Here is a 21608-nt window from a genome sequence, read left to right on the forward strand (position 1 = left end):
GCCTTGTCGCTCTGACGCACGCCCCCTTCGTGGAGACACGCAGCTATCGAGCGGGCCGAACTGGTGGCGAACTATAGCACCGCTGACAAGCCCTTCCCAAGGCCATAACGCGGCCTGTTCAGGCCCGGTACAGGCATTTTCATGCCATCGTGCAACGGAACCGCGCCGCGGCAAAACGCTCCAACAGGCTGCCTGCGGCCAATCCGCAGGTGAGGCTTTCGCGCATTACCGCTATAATCGCGACCTTTTCATCAGGCAAACCGATTTCCGACATGAGCCAATCCACCGACCTGATCCAATCCGCACAACGCACCATCCGCCTCGAAATCGAAGCGGTAGAAGGCCTGCTGGCCCATATCGACGCCGATTTCGTCAAGGCGTGCGAACTGATCCTGGGCAGCAAGGGCCGCGTTGTCGTGGTAGGCATGGGCAAATCCGGGCACATCGGCAACAAGATCGCCGCGACCCTGGCCAGCACCGGGACGCCGGCGTTCTTCGTCCATCCCGCCGAGGCAAGCCACGGCGACATGGGCATGATCACCCGGGACGACATCATCCTGGCGCTCTCCAACTCCGGCTCCACCGCCGAGATCGTCACCCTGCTGCCGCTGATCAAGCGCCTGGGCATCAAGCTCGTCAGCCTCACCGGCAACCCCGAGTCGCCGCTGGCCAAGGCCGCCGAGGTCAATCTCGACGCCCGCGTGGCCCAGGAAGCCTGCCCGCTGAACCTGGCCCCGACCTCCTCGACCACCGCCGCACTGGTATTGGGTGACGCCCTGGCCATCGCCCTGCTCGAAGCCCGTGGCTTCACCGCCGAGGACTTCGCCTTCTCGCACCCGGGCGGCGCCCTGGGCCGCCGCCTGCTGCTGAAGGTCGAGAACGTCATGCACGCCGGCGACGAGTTGCCGCAGGTGCAACGCGGTACCCTGCTCAAGGACGCCCTGCTGGAAATGTCGCGCAAGGGCCTGGGCATGACCGTAGTGGCCGAGGCCGACGGCAGCCTTGCCGGGATCTTCACCGACGGCGACCTGCGCCGCAGCCTCGACCGCAACATCGATGTGCACAAGACCCTGATCGAAGAGGTCATGACCGTCCACGGCAAGACCGCCCGCGCCGAGATGCTCGCCGCCGAGGCCCTGAAGATCATGGAAGACCACAAGATCAGCGCGCTGGTAGTCGTCGACAAGGCTGACCGTCCGGTCGGCGCCTTGAACATGCACGACCTGCTGCGCGCCGGAGTGATGTGATGAATACCCTGTTGCAACGCGGCAAAGCCATCAAGCTGGCGGTCTTCGACGTCGACGGCGTTCTCACCGACGGCCGCCTGTATTTCCTCGAAGACGGCAGCGAATTCAAGACCTTCAACACCCTCGACGGCCAGGGCATCAAGATGCTGATGAACTCCGGCGTGACCACCGCGATCATCAGCGGACGCAAGACTCCCGTGGTAGAGCGTCGGGCGAAGAACCTCGGCATCCCGTACCTGTACCAGGGCCGCGAAGACAAACTGGTGGTGCTGGACGAGCTTCTCGCCCAGCTCGGCCTAAGCTATGAGGAAGTCGCCTACCTGGGCGACGACCTGCCCGACCTGCCGGTGATCCGCCGGGTCGGCCTGGGTATGGCAGTGGCCAATGCCGCGGCGTTCGTCCGCGAGCACGCCCACGGCGTGACCCAGGCTCGCGGCGGCGAAGGCGCGGCACGTGAATTCTGCGAACTGATCCTGCAAGCCCAGGGCAACCTGGAAGCAGCAAACGCCCACTACCTGTAGAGCACGTCATGTTCAGCAAGAAGATTCGCAATATTGCGCTGTTCAGCGTGATCGCCGCACTTTTCGCGGCGATCGGCTACTGGAACATCGTCCCCGAGCGCTTCCTCGACCAGCCGGTCGCGCAGGTCGACGAAAGTGCCATCGACTACTACGCCATCAACGCCCACAGTGTGCAGTTCCTGCCCGACGGCAAGCTGCAGTACGAAATGACCGCAGACAAGGTCGAGCACCTCAAGGCCAGCGAAGTCACCCTGCTGACCAAGCCGGACCTGCAGATGTACCGCGGCACCACCTTCCCCTGGCACGTACAGAGCGAACGTGGCGAGGTCAACCCGGACGGCACCGAGGTAGAGCTGATCGACTCCGTGCGCGTGGCCCGCACCGACGAGCAGAATCGCACCACTATCATCACCTCCAGTCGCATGACGGTATTCCCGCAGAAGCAATATGCGCAAACCGAGCAAGACGTTAGAATCGACGGCGCCGGTGGCGTGACTACGGGCAAGGGAATGAAAGCGTATTTGAAAGACGGCAGGATGGACCTGCTGTCCAACGTAAGAGGACAGTATGAGGCTCGTTAAAACCCTCCCTTATTTGCTCAGCCTGAGCGCGGCACTGGGAAGCGCGAGCGCTTGGTCCCTGCCCAACGATCGCGAGCAGCCCGTTCGCATCCAGGCCGACAGCGCCCAGATGGACGACAAGAACAAGGTCGCCACCTATACGGGCGACGTGATCATCACCCAAGGCTCGATGATGATCAAAGGCAACGTCGTGACCGTGACCCTGAACCAGGCCGGTGACATCGACACCGCCACCTCGGTTGGCAACCTGGCCTATTTCGAGCAGCAGCAGAATCCCGGCAAGCCAGACAAGATGCAGGGCTATGCCAAGCAGATCCAGTACCAGGCCGGCAAGGACCTGATCATCCTCACTGACCAGGCCCGGGTGATCAACGCAGGCAATACCACCGAAGGCGAGAAGATCGTCTACAACTCGAAGACCCAGGTCGCTACCGCCGGTCGTGGCGGCAAAGACATCAAGACGCCACGTCAACGTATCGACATGGTGATCCAGCCGAAGAAGAAGGCCGAGTAATGGCAACTCTCAAAGCCCAGCACCTGGCCAAGAGCTACAAGAGCCGGCAAGTCGTGCGCGACGTCAGCCTGTCCATCGACAGCGGCCAGATCGTCGGCCTGCTCGGCCCCAACGGCGCTGGCAAGACCACGTGTTTCTATATGATCGTCGGCCTGGTCCAGGCCGATCAGGGCCGCGTGCTGATCGACGATCTGGATGTCAGCCACCAGCCGATGCACGGTCGCGCACGCGCCGGTATCGGCTACCTGCCACAGGAGGCCTCGATCTTCCGTAAGCTGTCTGTGGCGGACAACATCATGGCGATCCTGGAAACCCGCAAAGACCTGGACCGCGACGGTCGACGCAAGGAGCTGGAAAGCCTGCTGCAGGAGTTCCACATCAGCCATATCCGCGACAACCTTGGCATGAGCCTGTCCGGCGGCGAACGTCGTCGCGTGGAAATCGCCCGCGCCCTGGCCACCGCGCCAAAGTTCATCCTGCTCGACGAACCCTTTGCCGGTGTCGACCCGATCTCGGTCGGCGACATCAAGCAGATCATCCATCATCTGAAGGCCAAGGGCATCGGCGTGCTGATCACCGACCACAACGTCCGTGAAACCCTGGATATCTGCGAAACCGCTTACATCGTCAACGATGGCCAACTGATCGCCGAAGGCGATTCGGAAACCATCCTGGCCAACCAGTTGGTGAAAGAGGTCTACCTCGGCCACGAGTTCCGCCTGTAGGCCAAGTACCGGAGTGACTGAGCGCTGGCATTCAGCCATTATTGCGGCTTAATTGTTACAGCGCTCTAGGCAAACGCATCAATTTCAGGCATATATCTTGCTTAAAATTGGCGCCCCGCGCCGTGTAGTAGATGGCGCATGCGCGCCGGCGAATAAGGTGTTAAGCCCCAGCCATGAAACCATCGCTCGTCCTAAGAATGGGCCAGCAACTGACGATGACCCCGCAGTTGCAACAGGCCATCCGACTGCTCCAGCTTTCCACGCTGGACCTGCAGCAGGAAATCCAGGAAGCCCTGGAGTCGAACCCGATGCTCGAACGCCAGGAAGAAGGCGACGACTTCGATAACAGCGACCCCATGGCCGACAACGCCGAGAGCAAACCGGTCGCGGAAGCGCAGGAAAGCAGCTTCGAGCAATCCGCGCCCAGCGCGGAAAACCTCGAGGAAGGCGAATGGAGCGAGCGCATTCCCAATGAGCTGCCGGTTGACACCGCTTGGGAAGACATCTACCAGACCAGCGCCAGCAGCCTGCCCAGCAACGACGATGACGAGTGGGACTTCACCACCCGCACCTCCGCAGGCGAAAGCCTGCAGAGCCACCTGCTCTGGCAGTTGAACCTGGCACCAATGTCGGACACCGACCGGCTGATCGCCGTCACCCTGATCGACTGCATCAACAACCAGGGCTACCTCGACGAGACCCTGGAAGAAATCTGCGACTCCTTCGACCCCGAGCTCGACATCGAGCTGGACGAGGTCGAAGCCGTCCTGCACCGCATCCAGCAGTTCGAGCCCGCGGGCATCGGCGCACGCAACCTCGGCGAGTGCCTGTTGCTGCAACTGCGCCAACTGCCACCCAACACGCCATGGATGAGCGAGGCGCAGCGCCTGGTCAGTGACTACATCGACCTGCTCGGCAGCCGCGACTACAGCCAGTTGATGCGCCGCATGAAACTCAAGGAAGACGAGCTGCGCCAGGTCATCGAGCTGGTGCAGAGCCTGAACCCGCGCCCCGGCTCGCAGATCGAGTCGAGCGAGCCGGAATACGTGGTCCCCGACGTGATCGTGCGCAAGGACAACGAGCGCTGGCTGGTGGAGCTGAACCAGGAAGCGGTGCCGCGCCTGCGGGTCAACCCGCAGTACGCCGGCTTCGTCCGCCGCGCCGATACCAGCGCCGACAACACCTTCATGCGCAACCAGTTGCAGGAAGCGCGCTGGTTCATCAAGAGCCTGCAAAGCCGCAACGAGACGCTGATGAAGGTGGCGACCCAGATCGTCGAGCACCAGCGCGGTTTCCTCGACCACGGCGACGAGGCCATGAAGCCGCTGGTCCTGCACGACATCGCCGAGGCGGTGGGCATGCACGAATCGACCATATCCCGGGTGACCACACAGAAATACATGCACACCCCCCGCGGGATCTATGAGCTGAAATACTTTTTCTCCAGTCACGTGAGCACCTCCGAAGGCGGGGAATGCTCGTCCACTGCCATCCGCGCGATCATCAAGAAACTGGTTGCCGCGGAAAATCAGAAAAAGCCATTGAGTGACAGCAAGATCGCTGGTTTACTGGAGGCACAAGGCATCCAGGTAGCACGTCGCACCGTCGCCAAGTACCGCGAGTCCCTCGGTATCGCACCATCGAGTGAACGCAAGCGATTGATGTGACCTTCCCTGAGATGTGCCATCGCAATTCAGTGGCAGGCGCAACACCTGCCTCTTTATGCACGGCAACAAAGGAGAAGCAGTATGCAAGTCAACATCAGTGGACAACATGTAGAAGTCACCGAGGCCCTGCGTACCTACATCGGGGAAAAACTCGCCCGGCTCGAGCGCCACTATGACCGCATCACCAATGTGCAGGTGATCCTCAAGGTCGAGAAGCTGGAACAGAAGATCGAGGCGACCTTGCAGATTCCTGGCGGTGAAGTGGTAGCGAATGCAGAGCACGAAGACATGTATGCCGCCATCGACCTCCTGACCGACAAGCTCGACCGCCAACTGAAAAAACACAAGGAAAAACAGCAAAGTCTGCTGCAAGGTGCAGCCGCCCGCTGATCCCCCTCATCCATGATCCGACTTGAATCCATTCTGACCCCCGGCCGTTCCCTCGTGAACGTGCCGGGCGGCAGTAAAAAGCGCGTACTCGAACAGATCGCCAACCTGATCGGGAAGGAAGTTCCCGAACTGGACACCCAGGACGTGTTCAAGAGCCTGATCGACCGGGAGAAACTCGGCTCGACGGGCTTCGGCAATGGCATCGCCATTCCACACTGTCGCCTCAAGGGCTGCACCAGTCCGATCAGCGCGCTGCTGCATCTGGACGCCCCCATCGATTTCGACGCCATCGACGGCGCACCGGTAGACCTGCTGTTCGTGCTGCTGGTACCGGAAGCCGCCACCGATGCACACCTCGAGCTGCTCCGCCAGATTGCCAGCATGCTCGACCGCAAGGACGTGCGTGACAAGCTGCGCGCCGCCACCAGCAGCGCCGCCCTGTACCAGGTTGTCCTGGACGAACAGAACGGAAGCTGAGCCATGCGCCTGATCATTGTCAGTGGCCGTTCCGGATCCGGCAAAAGTACGGCCCTCGATGTCCTTGAAGACAATGGTTTCTACTGTATCGATAACCTCCCCGCCGGCCTGCTTCCGCAGTTGGCGGAGAGCGCATTGATCAATACCGAATTGCTGCAACCGCGAGTGGCGGTGTCGATCGACGCCCGCAACCTGCCCAGTCACCTGACGCGATTCCCCGAGCTGCTCGACGAAGCCCGTGCCCGCCACATCCAGTGCGATGTGCTGTACCTGGACGCCGACGAGGAAACCCTGCTCAAACGTTTTTCCGAAACCCGCCGCCGCCACCCGCTGACCAACCCGGACCGTTCCTTGGCCGAAGCAATCCGGGTCGAGAGCGAGCTGCTCGGGCCCATCGCCGACCTGGCGGACCTGAAGATCGATACCACCAATCTGAACCTCTACCAGTTGCGTGACTCGATCAAACTGCGCCTGCTCAATCAGCCGGAACCCGGCACGGCTTTCCTGATCGAATCCTTTGGTTTCAAGCGAGGCATGCCGGTGGATGCTGACGTGGTGTTCGACGTGCGCTGCCTGCCGAATCCCTACTGGAAGCCGGAACTGCGCGAGCACTCGGGCCGGGATCAACCGGTCATCGACTACCTCGCCGCGCAACCGGACGTGGAAGAAATGTTCCAGGACATCTCCTCCTACCTGCTGAAATGGTTGCCGCGCTTCGCCGCCAGCAACCGCGCCTACGTGACCGTCGCCATCGGTTGCACGGGCGGTCACCATCGCTCCGTCTACCTGACCGAACGCCTGGGCCAGTTGTTGCAACCCATCTTGAAGAATGTTCAGGTCCGTCACCGCGACCTCTAGCCCACAGGATCCCCCCGCGATGCCCGCAATCGAAATCGAGATCATCAACAAGCTGGGGCTGCATGCCCGCGCCGCCGCCAAGTTCGTCGGCGTGGCCGGGAAGTTTCCCTGCACGATCAAGGTTGGGCGCGCACCGGACAAGCTGGTGGACGGCAAGAGCATCATGGCGGTGATGATGCTGGCGGCTGGCAAGGGCACCAAGGTGCATCTGCTGACCGAGGGCGAACAGGACCAGGCCGCGCTGGATGGACTGATCGAACTGATCAACAACCGGTTTGACGAAGGCGAGTGATCGCCTGTAACGAAAAGCCCGCCGATTGGCGGGCTTTTTCATGCAGTTCTATAACATGCGCAGTCGATGGCAGGGTCAGGACAACGCCGTATCCATCACCATCATCAAGCAAAACCCGACACACAGCCCCAGGCTCGCCAATCGATGATGCCCATTGGCCCGCGATTCCGGAATGATCTCCTGGGTTACCACCAGCAACATGGCCCCTGCCGCAAAGGCCAGGCCCAGTGGCAGCGCCAGCTCGGCCAGCCTCACCAGCCAAGCACAGATCACGGCCGCCGCCGGCTCCACCAGCCCCGACGCTGCGCCAATCAGGAACGCCTGGAAGCGCGCCATCCCTGCGCCAGCCAACACCAGCGCGATGACCAGGCCTTCCGGCACGTCTTGCAAGGCGATGCCCATCGCCAGGCTGTCGGCATCAGACATGCCACCGCCGGCTGATACGCCGATGGCCATGCCCTCCGGGATGTTGTGGGCGATGATCGCGATGACGAACACCCAGATCCGCGCCGGCACCACCGGCTGGCCAGCGGATGCCACCAGCGCCTCCGGAGAAGCACCGGCTACCTTGCGATCCAGCAGGTAGAGGCAGAAGGCGCCGAACAGCAGGCCGAAGCTGATCAAACCACCTGCACCCCACTTGCCGAAACCAACAACCTGGGCGGCATCCAGTCCCGGGATGATCAGTGAAAACGCCGTGGCTGCCAGCATCACGCCAGCGCCAAAACCCAGCAAGGAGTCGGCCAGAGCCACTGGCATGTTGCGGATCACCAGCACCGGAACAGCACCCAACGCGGTTCCCAGGGCACACAGGGCACCGCCCTCCAGCGCGCGCAGCATGCGCGGCTCGAGGTCGAGCCAAGCGATAGCCTGGACCAACAGCAAGGCGGCACCCACCAACAGCAGCAAGGTACCCAGGGCAAGACGGAACAAGCGGACACTGCCTATGGACAAGACATCCGAACGCATCCGTCTGTCACTCAGGCCAGGGCAGCGACGTAGCGCCGTTCGACTTCAGCCCAGTCGACCACGTTATAGAAGGCGTTGATGTATTCCGGACGACGGTTCTGGTAGCGCAGGTAGTAGGCGTGCTCCCAGACGTCCAGGCCCAGGATCGGCGTGTTGCCGTTCATCAGCGGACTGTCCTGGTTGCCGCTGCTTTCCACCACCAGCTTCTTCTCCGGAGTAACGCTCAGCCACGCCCAGCCACTGCCGAAGCGGGTCAGCGCGGCCTTGGTGAAGGCATCCTTGAAAGCTTCGAAGCCACCCAGTTGCCCATCGATGGCCTTGGCCACCGAACCTTGTGGCAGACCGCCGCCGTTCGGCGCCATCACGGTCCAGAACAGGGTGTGGTTGGCGTGCCCGCCGCCCTGGTTGATCACCGCCGCATGCAGGTTCTGCGGCAGTTGCTTGACCGCGGCCACCAGCTTCTCCACCGGCCACTCGGCAAACTCGGTGCCGTCGATGGCCGCGTTGAGGTTGTTGATGTAGGTCTGATGGTGCTTGGTGTAGTGGATCTCCATGGTCTGCGCATCAATGTGCGGTTCCAGGGCATCGTAGGCGTAAGGCAGTGCAGGCAAGGTATGTGGCATCAGTGGATTCCTTGTTGGAAGGCTTGGGTGATCACGGGGTCCTGACCGGCCAGCACACCCGGCTGCGGTTCCTGCCGGTACAGCAGGCGCGCGGTGCGCGGGTACTGGCCGTACTCGCTGATGAAACTCAGGAGTTCGGTGTAGGTCTTTCCGCTCTGGCGCAGGGCTGCTTCACGCAGCCCCTGGGACAGGCGCATGTCCTGGCTGGCACTGAGCAGCCGCTGGTGGATCGCGCAGAGATATTCGGCGCTCTCCTGCGGCTGCTTCAGGCGCAGGTGCAGGTCCGCCAGGTTGTGATGGGAAATCACGCAGGCGGCCACCGCTTCGTCGGCGTCATGCCAGCGTTCGAAAAGCACCTGGGCCAGCGCCAGGGCCTGCAAGTACAACTCGCGGGCATCGACCAGATCGCCCTGGTTGAACAGGCGGTTGGCAATTTCGGTGGTACGTTTCCAGTGCTGCATGGCGAACCTCCAAAACGGTGGGCGGTATCAGATACCGCCAGCGGTGAGCTTCTCCGGATCCAGCAGGACTTCCAGCTGGGTGCGCGACAGCTCCGTGTGTTCCAGGGCCACGTCGATGATCGGACGGCCCTGCTTGTAGGCGGTCTTGGCGATCTCGGCAGCCTTCTGATAGCCGATGATCGGGTTCAACGCGGTGACCAGGATCGGGTTGCGCGCCAGGGCTTCCTTGAGTTTCGGTTCGTTGACCTTGAAGCTGGCGATGGCCTTGTCGGCCAGCAGGCGGCTGGCGTTGGCCATCAGCTCGATGCTTTCCAGCAGGTTGCGAGCGATGACCGGCAGCATCACGTTCAGCTCGAAGTTGCCCGACTGGCCAGCGACGGCGATGGTGGCGTCGTTGCCGATCACCTGGGCAGCGACCATGGCGGTGGCTTCCGGGATCACCGGGTTGACCTTGCCCGGCATGATCGAGGAGCCCGGCTGCAGACCTTCCAGCTCGATCTCGCCGAGGCCGGCCAAGGGACCTGAGTTCATCCAGCGCAGGTCGTTGGCGATCTTCATCAGGGCCACGGCAGCAGCCTTGAGCTGGCCGGAGACGGCGACGGCAGTGTCCTGCGAGCCGATCAGGGCGAACAGGTTCTCGCCCGGCACGAAGTCGACCTTGGTCAGTCCGCTCAGTTGCTTGGCGAACAGCGCAGAGAACTCCGGGTGGGCGTTGATGCCGGTGCCGACCGCGGTACCGCCCTGGGCCAGGGCCTGCAGGCTCGGCAAGGTGTTCTCCAGGTGGCCGATGCTGGCCTTGACCTGCTGAGCCCAGCCACCGAGGACCTGGCTCATGCGCACCGGCATGGCGTCCATCAGGTGTGTACGACCGGTCTTGACGAACGGATGGACCTGCTCGGCCTTGGCCTCGATCACCTGCACCAGGTGCTTCAGCGCCGGCAGCAGTTGCTCGTGCAGGGCCAGTGCGGCGCTGACGTGGATGGTGGTGGGGATGATGTCGTTGCTGCTCTGGCCGCAATTGACGTGGTCGTTGGCATTGACCTTGTCGCCAGCGACGCGGCTGGCCAGGGTGGCGATCACTTCGTTGGCGTTCATGTTGGAACTGGTGCCGGAGCCAGTCTGGAACACATCCACCGGGAAGTGCTGCATGAAGTCACCAGTAAGCAGTTGCTCCACTGCGGCGACGATCGCCTCGCCCTGGGCCGGGGTCACCTGCTCCAACTGCACGTTGGCCTTGGCCGCGGCAGCCTTGGCCAGCAGCAGCGCACGGATGAACTGGGTCGGCATGCGTTGCTGGCTGATCGGGAAGTTGTTGACCGCGCGCTGGGTCTGGGCGCCATACAGGGCCTCGGCCGGCACCTGCAGCTCACCCATGCTGTCACGCTCGATACGGGTATTACTCATCATCAAGTCCTTGCATCAGTTCAGCGGAAGAAATCGAAGGCAATAGCGTGCAGTTCGCCAGTTGCAGGGCCAGCGGCTGCCAGCGCTGGCCTTGCTCACCGCCATCGAGCTTGCGCAGTTGCAGCAATGGCCGCCATGCCTGGTCCAGGCACAGGCAGCGCCAATGCCACGGCAACATGCGGTCGCAGGCGGTATCGAGCAGAAGACGGAAAGAAGTCAGGGCCACGGTCCACGCCGATGTATCGGTACAGCAGACCAGGTAGCGTCCTTCAGCGAGGTAGTGTTCGATCAGGCGCGGCTCATCGGGCTCCAGCGCGCAGCGGATACGCCGGCTCAGCCAGCGCCAGTTTTCGAGGTAGGGCAATTCGTGAAGGACGGATTTCATGAAGAACATCACCACCAAGATAATGATATTCATTATTAATTGATAAATAGAATCAGTTCAACAGACTTTTTTGCAGGCAAGAAAAAGCCCGGCACAGAGGCCGGGCTTTCGGGTGACAGGTGAAATGCAGGATCAGCTGCCGGCGACCGTCATCCGCTCGATCAGAATCGAGCCGGTGTGGATGTTGCTACGGGTTTCCAGATCGCTGCCGATCGCCACAATCTGCTGAAACATGTCTTTCATATTGCCGGCGATAGTCACTTCCTGCACGGCGAACTGGATCTCTCCGTTTTCCACCCAATAGCCCGCCGCGCCGCGGGAATAGTCTCCGGTCACCATGTTCAAGCCATGGCCCATCAGTTCGGTCACCAGCAGCCCTCGGCCCATGCTCCGGATCAGCGCTGCCTGGTCCTCGACGCCGTGGGTGACGAACAGGTTGTGCACGCCACCAGCGTTGGCCGTGCTCGGCAGCCCCAGCTTGCGTCCCGAGTAGGTGCCCAGTACGTAGGACACCAACTGGCCATTTTCGACGAACGGCTTGGCATAGGTGGCCAGACCGTCGCCATCGAAGGCCGCACTGCCCAGTGCGCGCGGCAGGTGCGGGCGCTCGTCGAGAGTCAGCCAGGTCGGAAACAGGCGCTGACCGATGGTGCCTTCGAGGAACGACGACTTGCGGTACAGGTTGCCGCCGGAAATCGCCGACAGGAAACTACCGAACAGTCCGCCAGCCAGCTCCGCAGAAAACAGCACCGGCACCTCGCAGGTCGGTACCGGACGCGCGCCCAGGCGGCTGGCCGCACGCTGCGCGGCGCGCTTGCCGATGCTCACCGGGTCGGCGAGCAATTCGCCCTGCCGACTGACGTCATACCAGTAGTCACGCTGCATCTGCCCGTCGCCTTCGGCGATCATCACGCAACTCAGGCTGTGTCGGGTCGAGGCGTAGCCGCCGATGAAACCGTTGCTGTTGCCGTACACGCGGCAACCCTGGTGGGTATTCAGCGTGGTGCCATCGGCATTCTTGATCCGCGTATCGGCCTCGAACGCCGCCGCTTCGCAGATCAGCGCCTTCTCGATAGCCTGCTCCGGGGTGATGTCCCAGGCGTGATAAAGATCGAAATCGGCGATATCGCGGGCCATCAGCGCCGGATCGGCCAACCCGGCGCAATCGTCTTCTGACGTATGTTTGGCAATGGCCAAGGCAGCGGCAACAGTTTCGCGAATCGCGTCGGCGCCACTGGCCGAGGTACTGGCCGAGCCCTTGCGTTGACCCACGTAGAGGGTGATGCCGAAGCCCTGGTCGCGGTTGAACTCCACCGTTTCCACTTCGCGCTGGCGCACCGAGGTCGACAACCCCTGCTCCAGCGACACCGCTACTTCACAGGCACTGGCGCCCTGGCGTTTCGCTTCGGCGATGATCTGCTCGACCTGCTCCTGCAAGGCCGGCAGGGCTTGCGGACCTACGCTCTGGACTGCACTCATGGTTTTCTCCACTCAAATACGGCGTTCGGCGAGGGTCATCGAGCGACCGGGCCGGACAAGCGGCCCCCGACTGGTTATCATGGCGGCGTTTCTCAGCGGACTGCCCCCATGGTTGATTCTTACGATGCCTTCGACGAAGGCGAAAAAAGCAAAACCCAGATCAAGCGCGAACTTCAGGCGTTGGTGGATATGGGCGAGCGCCTTACCACGCTCAAGCCCGACACCCTGGCCAAACTGCCCCTGACCGACGAGCTGCGCGCAGCCCTCGAAGAGCACAAACGGCACACGGCCAACGAAGCGAAGCGACGTCACCGTTCGTTCATCGGCAAGCTGATGCGCGACCAGGACCTCGACGCGATCAACGCCCTGCTCGATCAACTGGATGCCTCCAGCCGCCAGTACAACGAGCGGTTCCACAACCTGGAACGCTGGCGTGACCGCCTGATCGGCGGCAGCGACGACGTGCTGGAGAAGTTCGTCCAGGAATACCCGGACGCGGACCGCCAGCAACTGCGCTCGCAGATTCGCCAGGCCCAGCACGAGGCGAAGACCAACAAGCCGCCAAGTGCCGCACGCAAGCTCTTCAAGTACATCCGCGACCTCGACGAAACCCAGCGCGGCCTGCGCTGAGTTGCCGTACCGGGCAGGCGCCCTGCCCGCCCGGTGTCACCTTCATGCGCCCGTGCCACCCACGGTGATCGCATCGATCTTAAGGGTCGGCTGGCCCACACCAACCGGCACCGACTGCCCATCCTTGCCACAGGTCCCGACACCGCTGTCCAGCGCCAGGTCGCGGCCAACCATGGACACCCGGCTCATGGCTTCCGGACCGTTGCCGATCAGGGTCGCCCCCTTCACCGGCGCGGTGATCTTGCCGTCCTCGATCAGGTACGCCTCGCTGGTGGAGAAGACGAACTTGCCGCTGGTGATATCCACCTGGCCGCCGCCGAGGTTGGCGCAGTAGAGGCCGCGCTTGACCGAGGCGATGATCTCCGCGGGGTCGCTGTCGCCGGCGCGCATGTAGGTGTTGGTCATGCGTGGCATCGGCAGGTGCGCGTAGGATTCGCGGCGACCGTTGCCGGTGACCGCCATGCCCATCAAGCGTGCGTTTAGCTTGTCCTGCATGTAGCCAACCAGCTTGCCGTTCTCGATCAGGGTGGTGCATTCAGTCTTGGTGCCTTCGTCGTCGACGCTCAACGAACCGCGGCGCCCTTCCAGGGTGCCGTCATCGACGATGGTGCACAGGCTCGACGCGACCATCTCGCCAATTCGCCCGCTGTAGGCCGAACTGCCCTTGCGGTTGAAGTCACCTTCCAGGCCATGACCGACCGCTTCGTGCAGCAGCACACCGGACCAGCCGGAGCCCAGTACCACCGGAAGCGTGCCGGCCGGGGCCGGAACCGCTTCCAGGTTGACCAGGGCCTGGCGCAGCGCCTCGCGGGCGAAGCCCATGACGCGATCTTCGGTGAAATAGCGGTAGTCGGTACGTCCGCCACCACCATGACCACCGCGCTCGCGACGGCCGTTCTGCTCGACGATCACGCTGACGTTGAAGCGCACCAGCGGACGGATATCCGCCGCCAGGCTACCGTCAGCCGCGGCGATAAGGATGCGCTCCCAGACCCCGGCCATGCTCACGCTGACCTGCTGGATACGCGGGTCGAGGGCACGGGTGGCGACGTCGACACGCTTGAGGAGCTCGACCTTTTCCGCGCGGCTCAGGACGTCCAGCGGATTGTCCGGTGCATACAGCGCAGTGACCGACTGGCTCTTGAAAGCCTGCACCGTACCGTTCTGCCCGGCCCGGGAAATCGAACGGGCGGCGCGGGCGGCGGAAGTCAGCGCTTCGAGATTGATCGCATTGCTGTAGGCGAAGCCGGTCTTCTCGCCGGACTGGGCACGCACGCCCACGCCCTGGTCGAGGTTGAAGCTGCCTTCCTTGACGATGCCGTCTTCCAGCGCCCAGGACTCCGAGATCTGGCCCTGGAAATACAGGTCGGCCGCGTCGATGCCCGGACCGGCCAGTTCGCCCAGCACGCTTTGCAGGCTGTCGAGGGTCAGGTCGCCGGGGGCCAGCAGTTGCTCGCTGACGCTTGTTAACAACTCGCTCATAGTCACTCCGAGAGGTGCGCGGGCCGCAATGCGTCCCGCGAGAAAAAGCGCCGGTGCAAAGTCACCGGCATCCGCGCCCTGATGGACGCCTGTTCCGCGCTATCGCGCGTGGCCAGCAGCACCGCTTCACCGCGATCCTGCTCGGCGAGGATCCGTCCCCAGGGATCGACGATCGCCGCATGTCCGTGGGTTTCCCGCGGTCCCGGGTGCATCCCGCCCTGGGCGGCAGCCAGCACGTAGCACTGGGTCTCGATGGCGCGGGCGCGGATCAGCACTTCCCAGTGCGCCGCGCCGGTCACCGCGGTGAACGCCGCCGGGGCGCTGATCAATTCGGCTCCGGCCTCGCGCAGCGCACTGTACAGCTCCGGGAAGCGCAGGTCGTAGCACACACTCAGGCCCAGCTTGCCCACCGGAGTATCGGCCACCACCACCTGCGCGCCATGGGCGTAGTCATCGGACTCGCGATAGCGGCCACGGTTGTCGGCAACGTCCACATCGAACAGGTGCAACTTGTCGTAGCGGGCGACCAGCTCGCCGTGCTCGTCCACCAGCAGGGAGCAGGCATGGGCTTTGGCCTCGGGCCGGTCGACGGGCGGCAGCGGCAAGGTGCCCGCCACTATCCATAACCTGAGGTCGCGGGCAGTCTGTTTCAACCACGGCAGGATCGGGCCTTCGCCGAGCGCTTCGGCCAGGCCGATCGCAGCGCTGTCGCGGCGGCCCATGGCAGCGAAGTTTTCCGGCAGTACGGCGAGCCGTGCGCCCTGGCTGGCGGCCTGTTCGAGGAGGACGCGAGCGCGGAGCAGGTTGGCCGCGATATCGTCCTGGCTGATCATCTGAATGACGGCGCTGGTCATGTCCACGCTCTACCTGGATTTTTCGAAAGGTTTCACAAAGGTGATTTTAGGCTCTTTAACCGGACCTTCGACCCGATAGTTGACGCTGGCATAGCGCGCCACCTTGTCACCCAGCAGGCGGTCGACCAGGAACAGCGCCCCGCCGATGGCCGGCGCACCAACGATCAGCGCCGCCAGCGGCAGGTTGTTGGTCACCGGCAGGGCCACCGCAAGGTTGGCGTCGATGCGGTCACGAACCATGTCCAGGGTGCCGTCCAGCTCGAAATTGCTCGACGGGCCGGTCATCGCGATCGGGCTGCGGGTCACGTAGACACCGTCGCTGGCCACCAGCAGGCCCTTGACCCGGTCGTAGCTCAGCCCCTTGTCGAACAGGTCGGAGAAGTCCAGCCGCAGGCGCCGGCCGATCGAGTTGAAGTTGAGCAGCCCGAACACCCGCAAGGCCTGGGCGCCGCCTTCAACTTCGACAAACTGGCCGCTGCGCAAAGTGGCGTCCATGGTGCCGGAGAAGCGCTTGAGGCTGATCCAGGCAGGGGAGCCTTGCCAGCGGCCATCGACATCCATTTGGAATTCGCGGCTAGTGACCGATGGCGCGAAGTTCCAGGCCTTGAGCACATCCCCAAGGTTCTTGCCCTCCAGACGCCCCTTGAACCAGCTGCTGCTGGCGCCCGGCACACCTTCCCAACCGCCGGAGCCATTGACCAGCAGGCCATTGAGATTGAGATCGAGGTCGTTGAGGGCGAGACCTTTCGGGGTCGGGCGCAGCTTCAGCGACCAACTGCCCAGCAGCGCATCGCCACGGAACAGTTTGGCAATACTCACGTCCAGCGCTGGAATGTTGCGCGGATCAACCGAGGCCAACGGGTCCGGTGCATCGGGGGAGGCTTCCTCGGTCGGATCCGGCGCAGGCAGGTGCAGGGTCTGCAAATTGATGGCGATAGGCGCGGCCTTGGCATCGGGAATCCGCGCATTGCCGATGACTTCCTGGCTATCCAGGCGCAGGTCCCAGTTGTCGCTGTTGCGGCCCAGGCGCACCACCGCCTGGTTCAGTTCGACGCTGTAGGCCGTGAGCTTGCCGATACTGAGGTCGATATCACGGAGGATCTGCCGGGCACTGCCGCCCGGGTCGTCGCCGGCATAGTTGCCAGCCTTGTTCTGCCAACCCTCCACATCCAGTTCGGCGAGCTTGCCCCTTACCCGCAGGCCCTGACCCGACGGCAGTTGCGCAGTGCCGCCGCCCAGCAGCAGCTCGCCTCGCACCTGCTCGACCTTGCCCGCCGGGGCGGCCATAGCCAGGCTGGCAAGATCGGTGTAGGCCACATCGATGCGCCGCTCGCTGCCTTGCAGGTTCATGCGGAACTGGCTGGCTCGGGTGTCGTTGGCGGCCTTGCCGAAAGGCGCGGGCAGGTCGATGGCCAGGCCCTTGAGCGTGGAATCGACGCTGAGCTGGTTGTTGCTGCCCAACGACACCTGCAACTGGTAGGGCATCTCCCCCGACACTGGCAGCGGCTGGTTGAACTGCAGCCAGTCGGTCAGAGACTTCAGCGCGATCTGTCCCTTGGCGGCGATACGGGTCTGCAACTGGCCGGGCTTGCCCTCGGCGAAGATTTCCGCGGTGACCGGCTTGCCGAATGCCGTGGTAGCGATGTTCTTGCCGCTCAGCCCCTTGTCCAGGTCAAAGCGGAAATCACCCTTCAGTTGAGTCAGTTCGAGCACCGGTTCGCTGAGCTTCAGCCGTGCGCCCTCGGTCTGGAAATCCACCACGACCTTGGGCATCGTGTCGTGCGCCAAGGGGATGTCCAGCTTGAGCGCCCCCTTCAGGTCGCCCTCGCCTTCCCAGCCGGCGAAGGTCGCTGCCGTGCCGATCGGGGCTTCCTGGAGGATCTTCACGCCATCGCCGAGGGTGCCATCGAAGTCGCCATCGACCAGCAGATGACTGTGCTCACCGGCCGGTACATGGGGAATATCCACCAGCACGTCACTGACCCTGGTATTCAGCATCTGACCTGTGCTGGCCTTGATCCGCACGCCGTGGTCATCGATGAATACGTCGCCATTCACCTTGCTCAATTGCGGCCAGCCCGGCTGGAAGTCCAGGGTGGCGTCCTCGACCTTGAAGAACAGGGTGATGCTGCGGGCATGGTCCGGCGCACCGTGGTTCAGCGAGCCCTGGTACTGGAAATAGCCCTCGTCGACCTTGCCCTTGAGGATGGCGGTACGCAGCCAGTGCGCCACGTCGGGGCTGAGCACTTCGGGCAGGTACTTGCCGGTGTAGCGGCCATCGCCGTCGACCAGACCGACCCGCAGGTCCATGTAGTCCTCGCTGCCTTCAGCGAACAGCAGACGGATCAGGAAGTCACCGGCGATATTGCCCTCTTCGCCCAGCACCTTGAGATAAGGCGCGATCAGGGTGAAGCCCTCTTTGTCCAGCTTCCAGGTGAGCTGGGCGTTGGCTTTCAGGTAATGCCAGGGATCAGCGAAGATCGGCACCAGATGCAGCATGAATTTGTCAGTATCCAAGCGCAGTTCGCCATGCCCCAGGTCGCCGCTGATGCTGCCGCTGACATTCCCCGCCGCTGGCGCGCCGTGATAGGCATCGAAGCCGACGCGATCGAGGTTGGCGGCGAAGCTAAACAGTCGGTCGCCTTCGACCTGCGGGCGGATATCCAGCAGGACATTGCGCAATCCGCCCGTTACCTTCAACCCGTCGACCACCGCCATGCCTTGCTTCGGGAGAGGGCCGAGGGCCTGGATCACCGGGGTCAGGGGCGTCAGGTCGAGCCGGTCGGCCTGGATGCTCCACAGCTCGCCGTCCTGTTCGTCATGGCGCTGGCGAATCTGCACATGGGATTCCCAACGGGTCTTGCCAAGGCTCAGGGCCAAGGAATCGAGGGTGATGTCCAGGCCCTGCTCACCACGGCGTAGCCAGGCATTCAGGGCCACGTTATCCAGGCTTACCGGTTTGCGTTCGGCGTAGGCGGCGCGCACTTTCGGCGCGTTCAGGCGCAGTGTCGCGCTTTGCAGTCGGCCCTTGCTCCAGTCGATCCAGACTTCACCGCCGGCCCTTGCCTCGGGAAGCTGCCATTGGCCAAGCAGGCGCGCCGGCAGCCACTTGGCCCAGTCGCTCTGCGGCAGGCTGAGATAGCCTTCGACCTGGCCGTCGCGCCATTGCGAGGCGCGGATCCGGCTTTTCAGGCTGAGCGCCATGGGCTGGCCGTCCGGCAGGGTCAGACGCGCGTCGAGGCGCTGGCGCACGCTGCCGGTCTGCAGGCTCAGGCCGACATAGGTCAGGGTCAGGGGCTCGTGACCGAAGGGCTCCAGGGTGACCTGGCTATCGAGAAGGGAAACCTTGCCCACCACTTGTATGCGCCGCAGTACCTGCTCGACATCCAGCGGCTGGTCGTCCTGCACCGGCAGGCCCTTGAGCGCCCAATGGCCGTTCTCGTCCTCGTGCAGGTTGAGCTGCAGGCCGCCCAGTTCCACCCGGGCCAGGCGCACTTCGCGATGAGTGAGGCTGGCCCACAGGTCGGGCACCACCTTGACCGCGTCCAGGCGCAGCGCCGAATTGCCTTCGCCGACCTGCACGTCGCGCACCACCAGGATCGGCGCCAGGCCGCTCCAGCGCCCTTCCAGCGCACCGATGTGCAGCGGCATGCCCAGCGCGGCTTCGGCCTTGTCCTGCACTTCGCCACGGTATTCGGCAACCAGCGGGATCAGCTCGCGGCTCAGGCTGACGTAGAGCGCCACCAATACCGCCAGCAGCGCACAGGCACCCAACCCCCAGCGGGTCAATGCAGCCAGAACGCGGATCAGACGCTCCATTGCAGTGGCCCCCCGAGTCGTCCTGTAACTATGGCCCGACGTAACGGGTTTGCCAGCGCCAAGGCGGCGATCGAAGCTTCAGAACGAATCAGAGCAGCACCACGTCGTATTGTTCCTGGGAATACATGGACTCCACCTGGAAGCGAATGGTTCGCCCGATAAAGGCTTCGAGTTCGGCGACGTTCCCCGACTCTTCATCCAGCAGGCGGTCCACCACCTTCTGATTGGCGAGCACCCTATAGCCTTCGGCCTGATAGGCCCGTGCCTCGCGCAGGATTTCCCGGAAGATTTCGTAACAGATCGTCTCGGGGGTCTTCAGCTTGCCACGCCCCTGGCAACTGATGCACGGCTCGCAGAGCACCTGCTCCAGGCTTTCCCGGGTGCGCTTGCGGGTCATCTGCACCAGGCCCAGCTCGGTCAGGCCGATGATGTTGGTCTTGGCGTGGTCGCGCTCCAGCTGCTTTTCCAGGGTACGCAGGACCTGGCGCTGGTGCTCCTCGTCTTCCATGTCGATGAAGTCGATGATGATGATCCCGCCGATATTGCGCAGGCGCAGTTGGCGGGCAATGGCGGTGGCGGCTTCGAGGTTGGTCTTGAAGATGGTTTCTTCGAGGTTGCGATGACCGACGAAGGCACCGGTGTTGACGTCGATGGTGGTCATGGCCTCGGCCGGGTCCACCACCAGGTAGCCACCGGACTTCAACGGCACCTTGCGCTCCAGGGCGCGCTGGATCTCGTCCTCGACCCCGTAAAGGTCGAAGATCGGCCGCTCGCCCGGGTAGTGCTCCAGGCGATCGGCGATTTCCGGCATCAGTTCGGCGACGAATTGCGTGGTTTTCTGGAAGGTTTCCCGGGAGTCGATGCGGATCTTCTCGATCTTCGGGTTGACCAGGTCGCGCAGGGTGCGCAGGGCCAGGCCAAGGTCCTCGTAGATTTCGGTCGGTGCGCCGACAGTCTTGATCTGCGCACCGATCTGGTCCCAGAGGCGACGCAAGTAACGGATGTCCATGAGGATCTCATCGGCTCCGGCGCCTTCGGCGGCGGTGCGCAGGATGAAGCCGCCGGAATCCTGGATGTTCTCCTGGGCAACACAGTCGCTGACCACCTGTTTCAGGCGTTCGCGCTCGGCTTCGTCCTCGATCTTCAGGGAAATGCCGACATGCTTGGTGCGTGGCATGTACACCAGGTAGCGCGATGGGATCGACAGTTGGGTAGTCAGGCGCGCGCCCTTGGAGCCGATCGGGTCCTTGGTCACCTGCACCACCAGGCTCTGGCCCTCATGGACCAGGGCGCTGATGCTTTCCACGGTCGTGCCTTCGCGCAGGGAGATTTCCGAAGCATGGATGAACGCCGCACGCTCCAGGCCAATGTCGACAAAGGCAGCCTGCATCCCCGGCAGCACGCGAACCACCTTGCCCTTGTAGATGTTGCCGACGATGCCGCGGCGCTGGGTGCGCTCGACATGCACTTCCTGAAGGACACCGTTTTCCACCACCGCCACGCGGGATTCCATCGGGGTGATGTTGATCAGGATCTCTTCACTCATGGCAGGCTCTCGTCAAAGGGTCTTCAGGTAATCATGGATCGCCCGGCGGTGGCTGGCGAGCAATAAACGGCGGTCAGTGCATCCTCACGCAATACCTTGCCAGCAGGGAATACCAAAGCGCGCCAGCAGTTCGGCCGTCTCGGCGACCGGCAGGCCGACCACACCGGAGTAGCTGCCCTGCAACCCCTGCACAAACACAGCGCCTAGGCCCTGGATGGCATAGGCGCCAGCCTTGTCTTGCGGCTCGCCACTTGCCCAGTAGGCCTGTGCGCGGGATTCACTGATGGGATTGAAGGCGACGCGGCTGGTGATGCACAGGCTTTCCGTGTGCTGGCCATCAGTGACGGCGACAGCGGTCAGCACTTCGTGCTCGCGTCCGGAGAGGGCGCCCAGCATGGCCAGGGCGTCGTCGCGATCGACCGGCTTGCCGAGGATGTGGCCGTCGAGCACGACAGCGGTGTCGGCACCGAGCACGGCCAGAGGTTCGCGGGTGCCGCTAGCGGTGAGCAGGGCCAACCCGGCGGCGGCCTTGCCCCGGGCCAGGCGCTCGACGTAGGCGCCAGCCTGTTCGCCGGGCCGTGGGGTTTCGTCAATGGATGCACTGACAACGGTGAAGGGAATGCCGATCTGCGTCAGCAGCTCACGACGGCGCGGCGAACCGGAGGCCAGGTACAGCGGGGTCAT

23 protein-coding genes are annotated in these 21608 nt (G+C 63.3%); 11 read left to right on the plus strand and 12 right to left on the minus strand.

Going from position 1 to position 21608, the window contains the following annotated elements:
- Positions 1-139: 139 nt before the first annotated feature.
- Complete coding sequence (locus tag AC5QPF_RS26455; protein ID WP_494960605.1) at positions 140-274, minus strand: hypothetical protein; 135 nt, start codon at positions 272-274, stop codon at positions 140-142.
- Between AC5QPF_RS26455 and AC5QPF_RS26460 the strand changes: the two genes are divergently transcribed.
- From AC5QPF_RS26460 to AC5QPF_RS26505, 10 genes are all read left to right on the plus strand, one after another.
- Positions 273-1247 carry a KpsF/GutQ family sugar-phosphate isomerase gene (locus AC5QPF_RS26460; protein ID WP_494960606.1) on the plus strand — a complete coding sequence of 325 codons (975 nt, stop codon included), beginning with the start codon at positions 273-275 and terminating at the stop codon, positions 1245-1247. The genes AC5QPF_RS26455 and AC5QPF_RS26460 overlap by 2 nt on opposite strands.
- A complete protein-coding gene (locus AC5QPF_RS26465; RefSeq protein WP_494960607.1) occupies positions 1247-1768 on the plus strand; it encodes an HAD hydrolase family protein in 522 nt (173 codons plus the stop codon). Before AC5QPF_RS26460 ends, AC5QPF_RS26465 begins: the two co-directional genes overlap by 1 nt.
- Positions 1769-1776: 8 nt before the next feature.
- The gene (gene lptC, locus AC5QPF_RS26470) at positions 1777-2349 is read left to right on the plus strand and encodes an LPS export ABC transporter periplasmic protein LptC (RefSeq protein ID WP_458978883.1); all 573 of its coding nucleotides are present in this window, start codon (positions 1777-1779) and stop codon (positions 2347-2349) included.
- A complete protein-coding gene (gene lptA / locus AC5QPF_RS26475) occupies positions 2336-2863 on the plus strand; it encodes a lipopolysaccharide transport periplasmic protein LptA (RefSeq protein WP_494960608.1) in 528 nt (175 codons plus the stop codon). Before lptC ends, lptA begins: the two co-directional genes overlap by 14 nt.
- Positions 2863-3588: an LPS export ABC transporter ATP-binding protein gene (lptB, locus tag AC5QPF_RS26480; RefSeq protein WP_042120746.1), complete on the plus strand. Its 726-nt coding sequence runs from the start codon at positions 2863-2865 to the stop codon at positions 3586-3588. The genes lptA and lptB overlap by 1 nt, the downstream gene beginning before the upstream one ends.
- Before the next feature lie 173 nt (positions 3589-3761).
- Positions 3762-5255 (plus strand): RNA polymerase factor sigma-54, encoded by a 1494-nt coding sequence (locus tag AC5QPF_RS26485; protein WP_494960609.1) that lies wholly within the window; start codon positions 3762-3764, stop codon positions 5253-5255.
- Positions 5256-5336: 81 nt separating this feature from the next.
- Positions 5337-5645 (plus strand): ribosome hibernation-promoting factor, HPF/YfiA family, encoded by a 309-nt coding sequence (gene hpf / locus AC5QPF_RS26490; RefSeq protein WP_494960610.1) that lies wholly within the window; start codon positions 5337-5339, stop codon positions 5643-5645.
- A gap of 12 nt (positions 5646-5657) precedes the next feature.
- Positions 5658-6122 carry a PTS IIA-like nitrogen regulatory protein PtsN gene (ptsN, locus tag AC5QPF_RS26495; protein WP_494960611.1) on the plus strand — a complete coding sequence of 155 codons (465 nt, stop codon included), beginning with the start codon at positions 5658-5660 and terminating at the stop codon, positions 6120-6122.
- A gap of 3 nt (positions 6123-6125) precedes the next feature.
- Positions 6126-6980 (plus strand): RNase adapter RapZ, encoded by an 855-nt coding sequence (gene rapZ, locus AC5QPF_RS26500; RefSeq protein ID WP_494960612.1) that lies wholly within the window; start codon positions 6126-6128, stop codon positions 6978-6980.
- Between the two features lie 19 nt (positions 6981-6999).
- A complete protein-coding gene (locus AC5QPF_RS26505) occupies positions 7000-7272 on the plus strand; it encodes an HPr family phosphocarrier protein (RefSeq protein ID WP_494960613.1) in 273 nt (90 codons plus the stop codon).
- A gap of 75 nt (positions 7273-7347) precedes the next feature.
- Here the strand turns inward: AC5QPF_RS26505 and AC5QPF_RS26510 are convergent, their stop codons facing one another.
- From AC5QPF_RS26510 to pmbA, 6 genes are all read right to left on the minus strand, one after another.
- Complete coding sequence (locus tag AC5QPF_RS26510) at positions 7348-8241, minus strand: ZIP family metal transporter (protein WP_494960614.1); 894 nt, start codon at positions 8239-8241, stop codon at positions 7348-7350.
- 11 nt (positions 8242-8252) lie between these two features.
- Entirely contained in the window at positions 8253-8864 is a 612-nt protein-coding gene (locus AC5QPF_RS26515) for a Fe-Mn family superoxide dismutase (RefSeq protein WP_494960615.1), read from the minus strand.
- Positions 8864-9325: a DUF2753 family protein gene (locus tag AC5QPF_RS26520; protein WP_494960616.1), complete on the minus strand. Its 462-nt coding sequence runs from the start codon at positions 9323-9325 to the stop codon at positions 8864-8866. The genes AC5QPF_RS26515 and AC5QPF_RS26520 overlap by 1 nt, the downstream gene beginning before the upstream one ends.
- Positions 9326-9352: 27 nt before the next feature.
- Positions 9353-10729 (minus strand): lyase family protein, encoded by a 1377-nt coding sequence (locus AC5QPF_RS26525; RefSeq protein WP_494960617.1) that lies wholly within the window; start codon positions 10727-10729, stop codon positions 9353-9355.
- Positions 10722-11123: a FagA protein gene (locus tag AC5QPF_RS26530; RefSeq protein ID WP_494964255.1), complete on the minus strand. Its 402-nt coding sequence runs from the start codon at positions 11121-11123 to the stop codon at positions 10722-10724. The genes AC5QPF_RS26525 and AC5QPF_RS26530 overlap by 8 nt, the downstream gene beginning before the upstream one ends.
- Positions 11124-11246: 123 nt before the next feature.
- Entirely contained in the window at positions 11247-12593 is a 1347-nt protein-coding gene (gene pmbA, locus AC5QPF_RS26535; protein WP_494960618.1) for a metalloprotease PmbA, read from the minus strand.
- Between the two features lie 108 nt (positions 12594-12701).
- On the opposite strand from pmbA, the gene yjgA reads away from it, so the two are divergent.
- Positions 12702-13223, plus strand: coding sequence for a ribosome biogenesis factor YjgA (gene yjgA / locus AC5QPF_RS26540; protein WP_494960619.1), 522 nt, complete (start codon positions 12702-12704; stop codon positions 13221-13223).
- Between the two features lie 42 nt (positions 13224-13265).
- Here the strand turns inward: yjgA and tldD are convergent, their stop codons facing one another.
- The 5 genes from tldD to AC5QPF_RS26565 form a co-directional block, all read right to left on the minus strand.
- Complete coding sequence (gene tldD, locus AC5QPF_RS26545) at positions 13266-14705, minus strand: metalloprotease TldD (protein ID WP_494960620.1); 1440 nt, start codon at positions 14703-14705, stop codon at positions 13266-13268.
- Positions 14706-14707: 2 nt separating this feature from the next.
- Positions 14708-15559 carry a nitrilase-related carbon-nitrogen hydrolase gene (locus AC5QPF_RS26550; RefSeq protein WP_494960621.1) on the minus strand — a complete coding sequence of 284 codons (852 nt, stop codon included), beginning with the start codon at positions 15557-15559 and terminating at the stop codon, positions 14708-14710.
- Positions 15560-15568: 9 nt separating this feature from the next.
- On the minus strand, positions 15569-19378 hold the full coding sequence (locus tag AC5QPF_RS26555) for a YhdP family protein (protein ID WP_494960622.1): 3810 nt from the start codon (positions 19376-19378) through the stop codon (positions 15569-15571).
- 88 nt (positions 19379-19466) lie between these two features.
- The gene (gene rng, locus AC5QPF_RS26560) at positions 19467-20924 is read right to left on the minus strand and encodes a ribonuclease G (RefSeq protein ID WP_494960623.1); all 1458 of its coding nucleotides are present in this window, start codon (positions 20922-20924) and stop codon (positions 19467-19469) included.
- A gap of 84 nt (positions 20925-21008) precedes the next feature.
- Positions 21009-21608: a Maf family nucleotide pyrophosphatase gene (locus AC5QPF_RS26565; protein ID WP_494960624.1), complete on the minus strand. Its 600-nt coding sequence runs from the start codon at positions 21606-21608 to the stop codon at positions 21009-21011.

Source organism: Pseudomonas sp. Con_6, assembly GCF_059379395.1.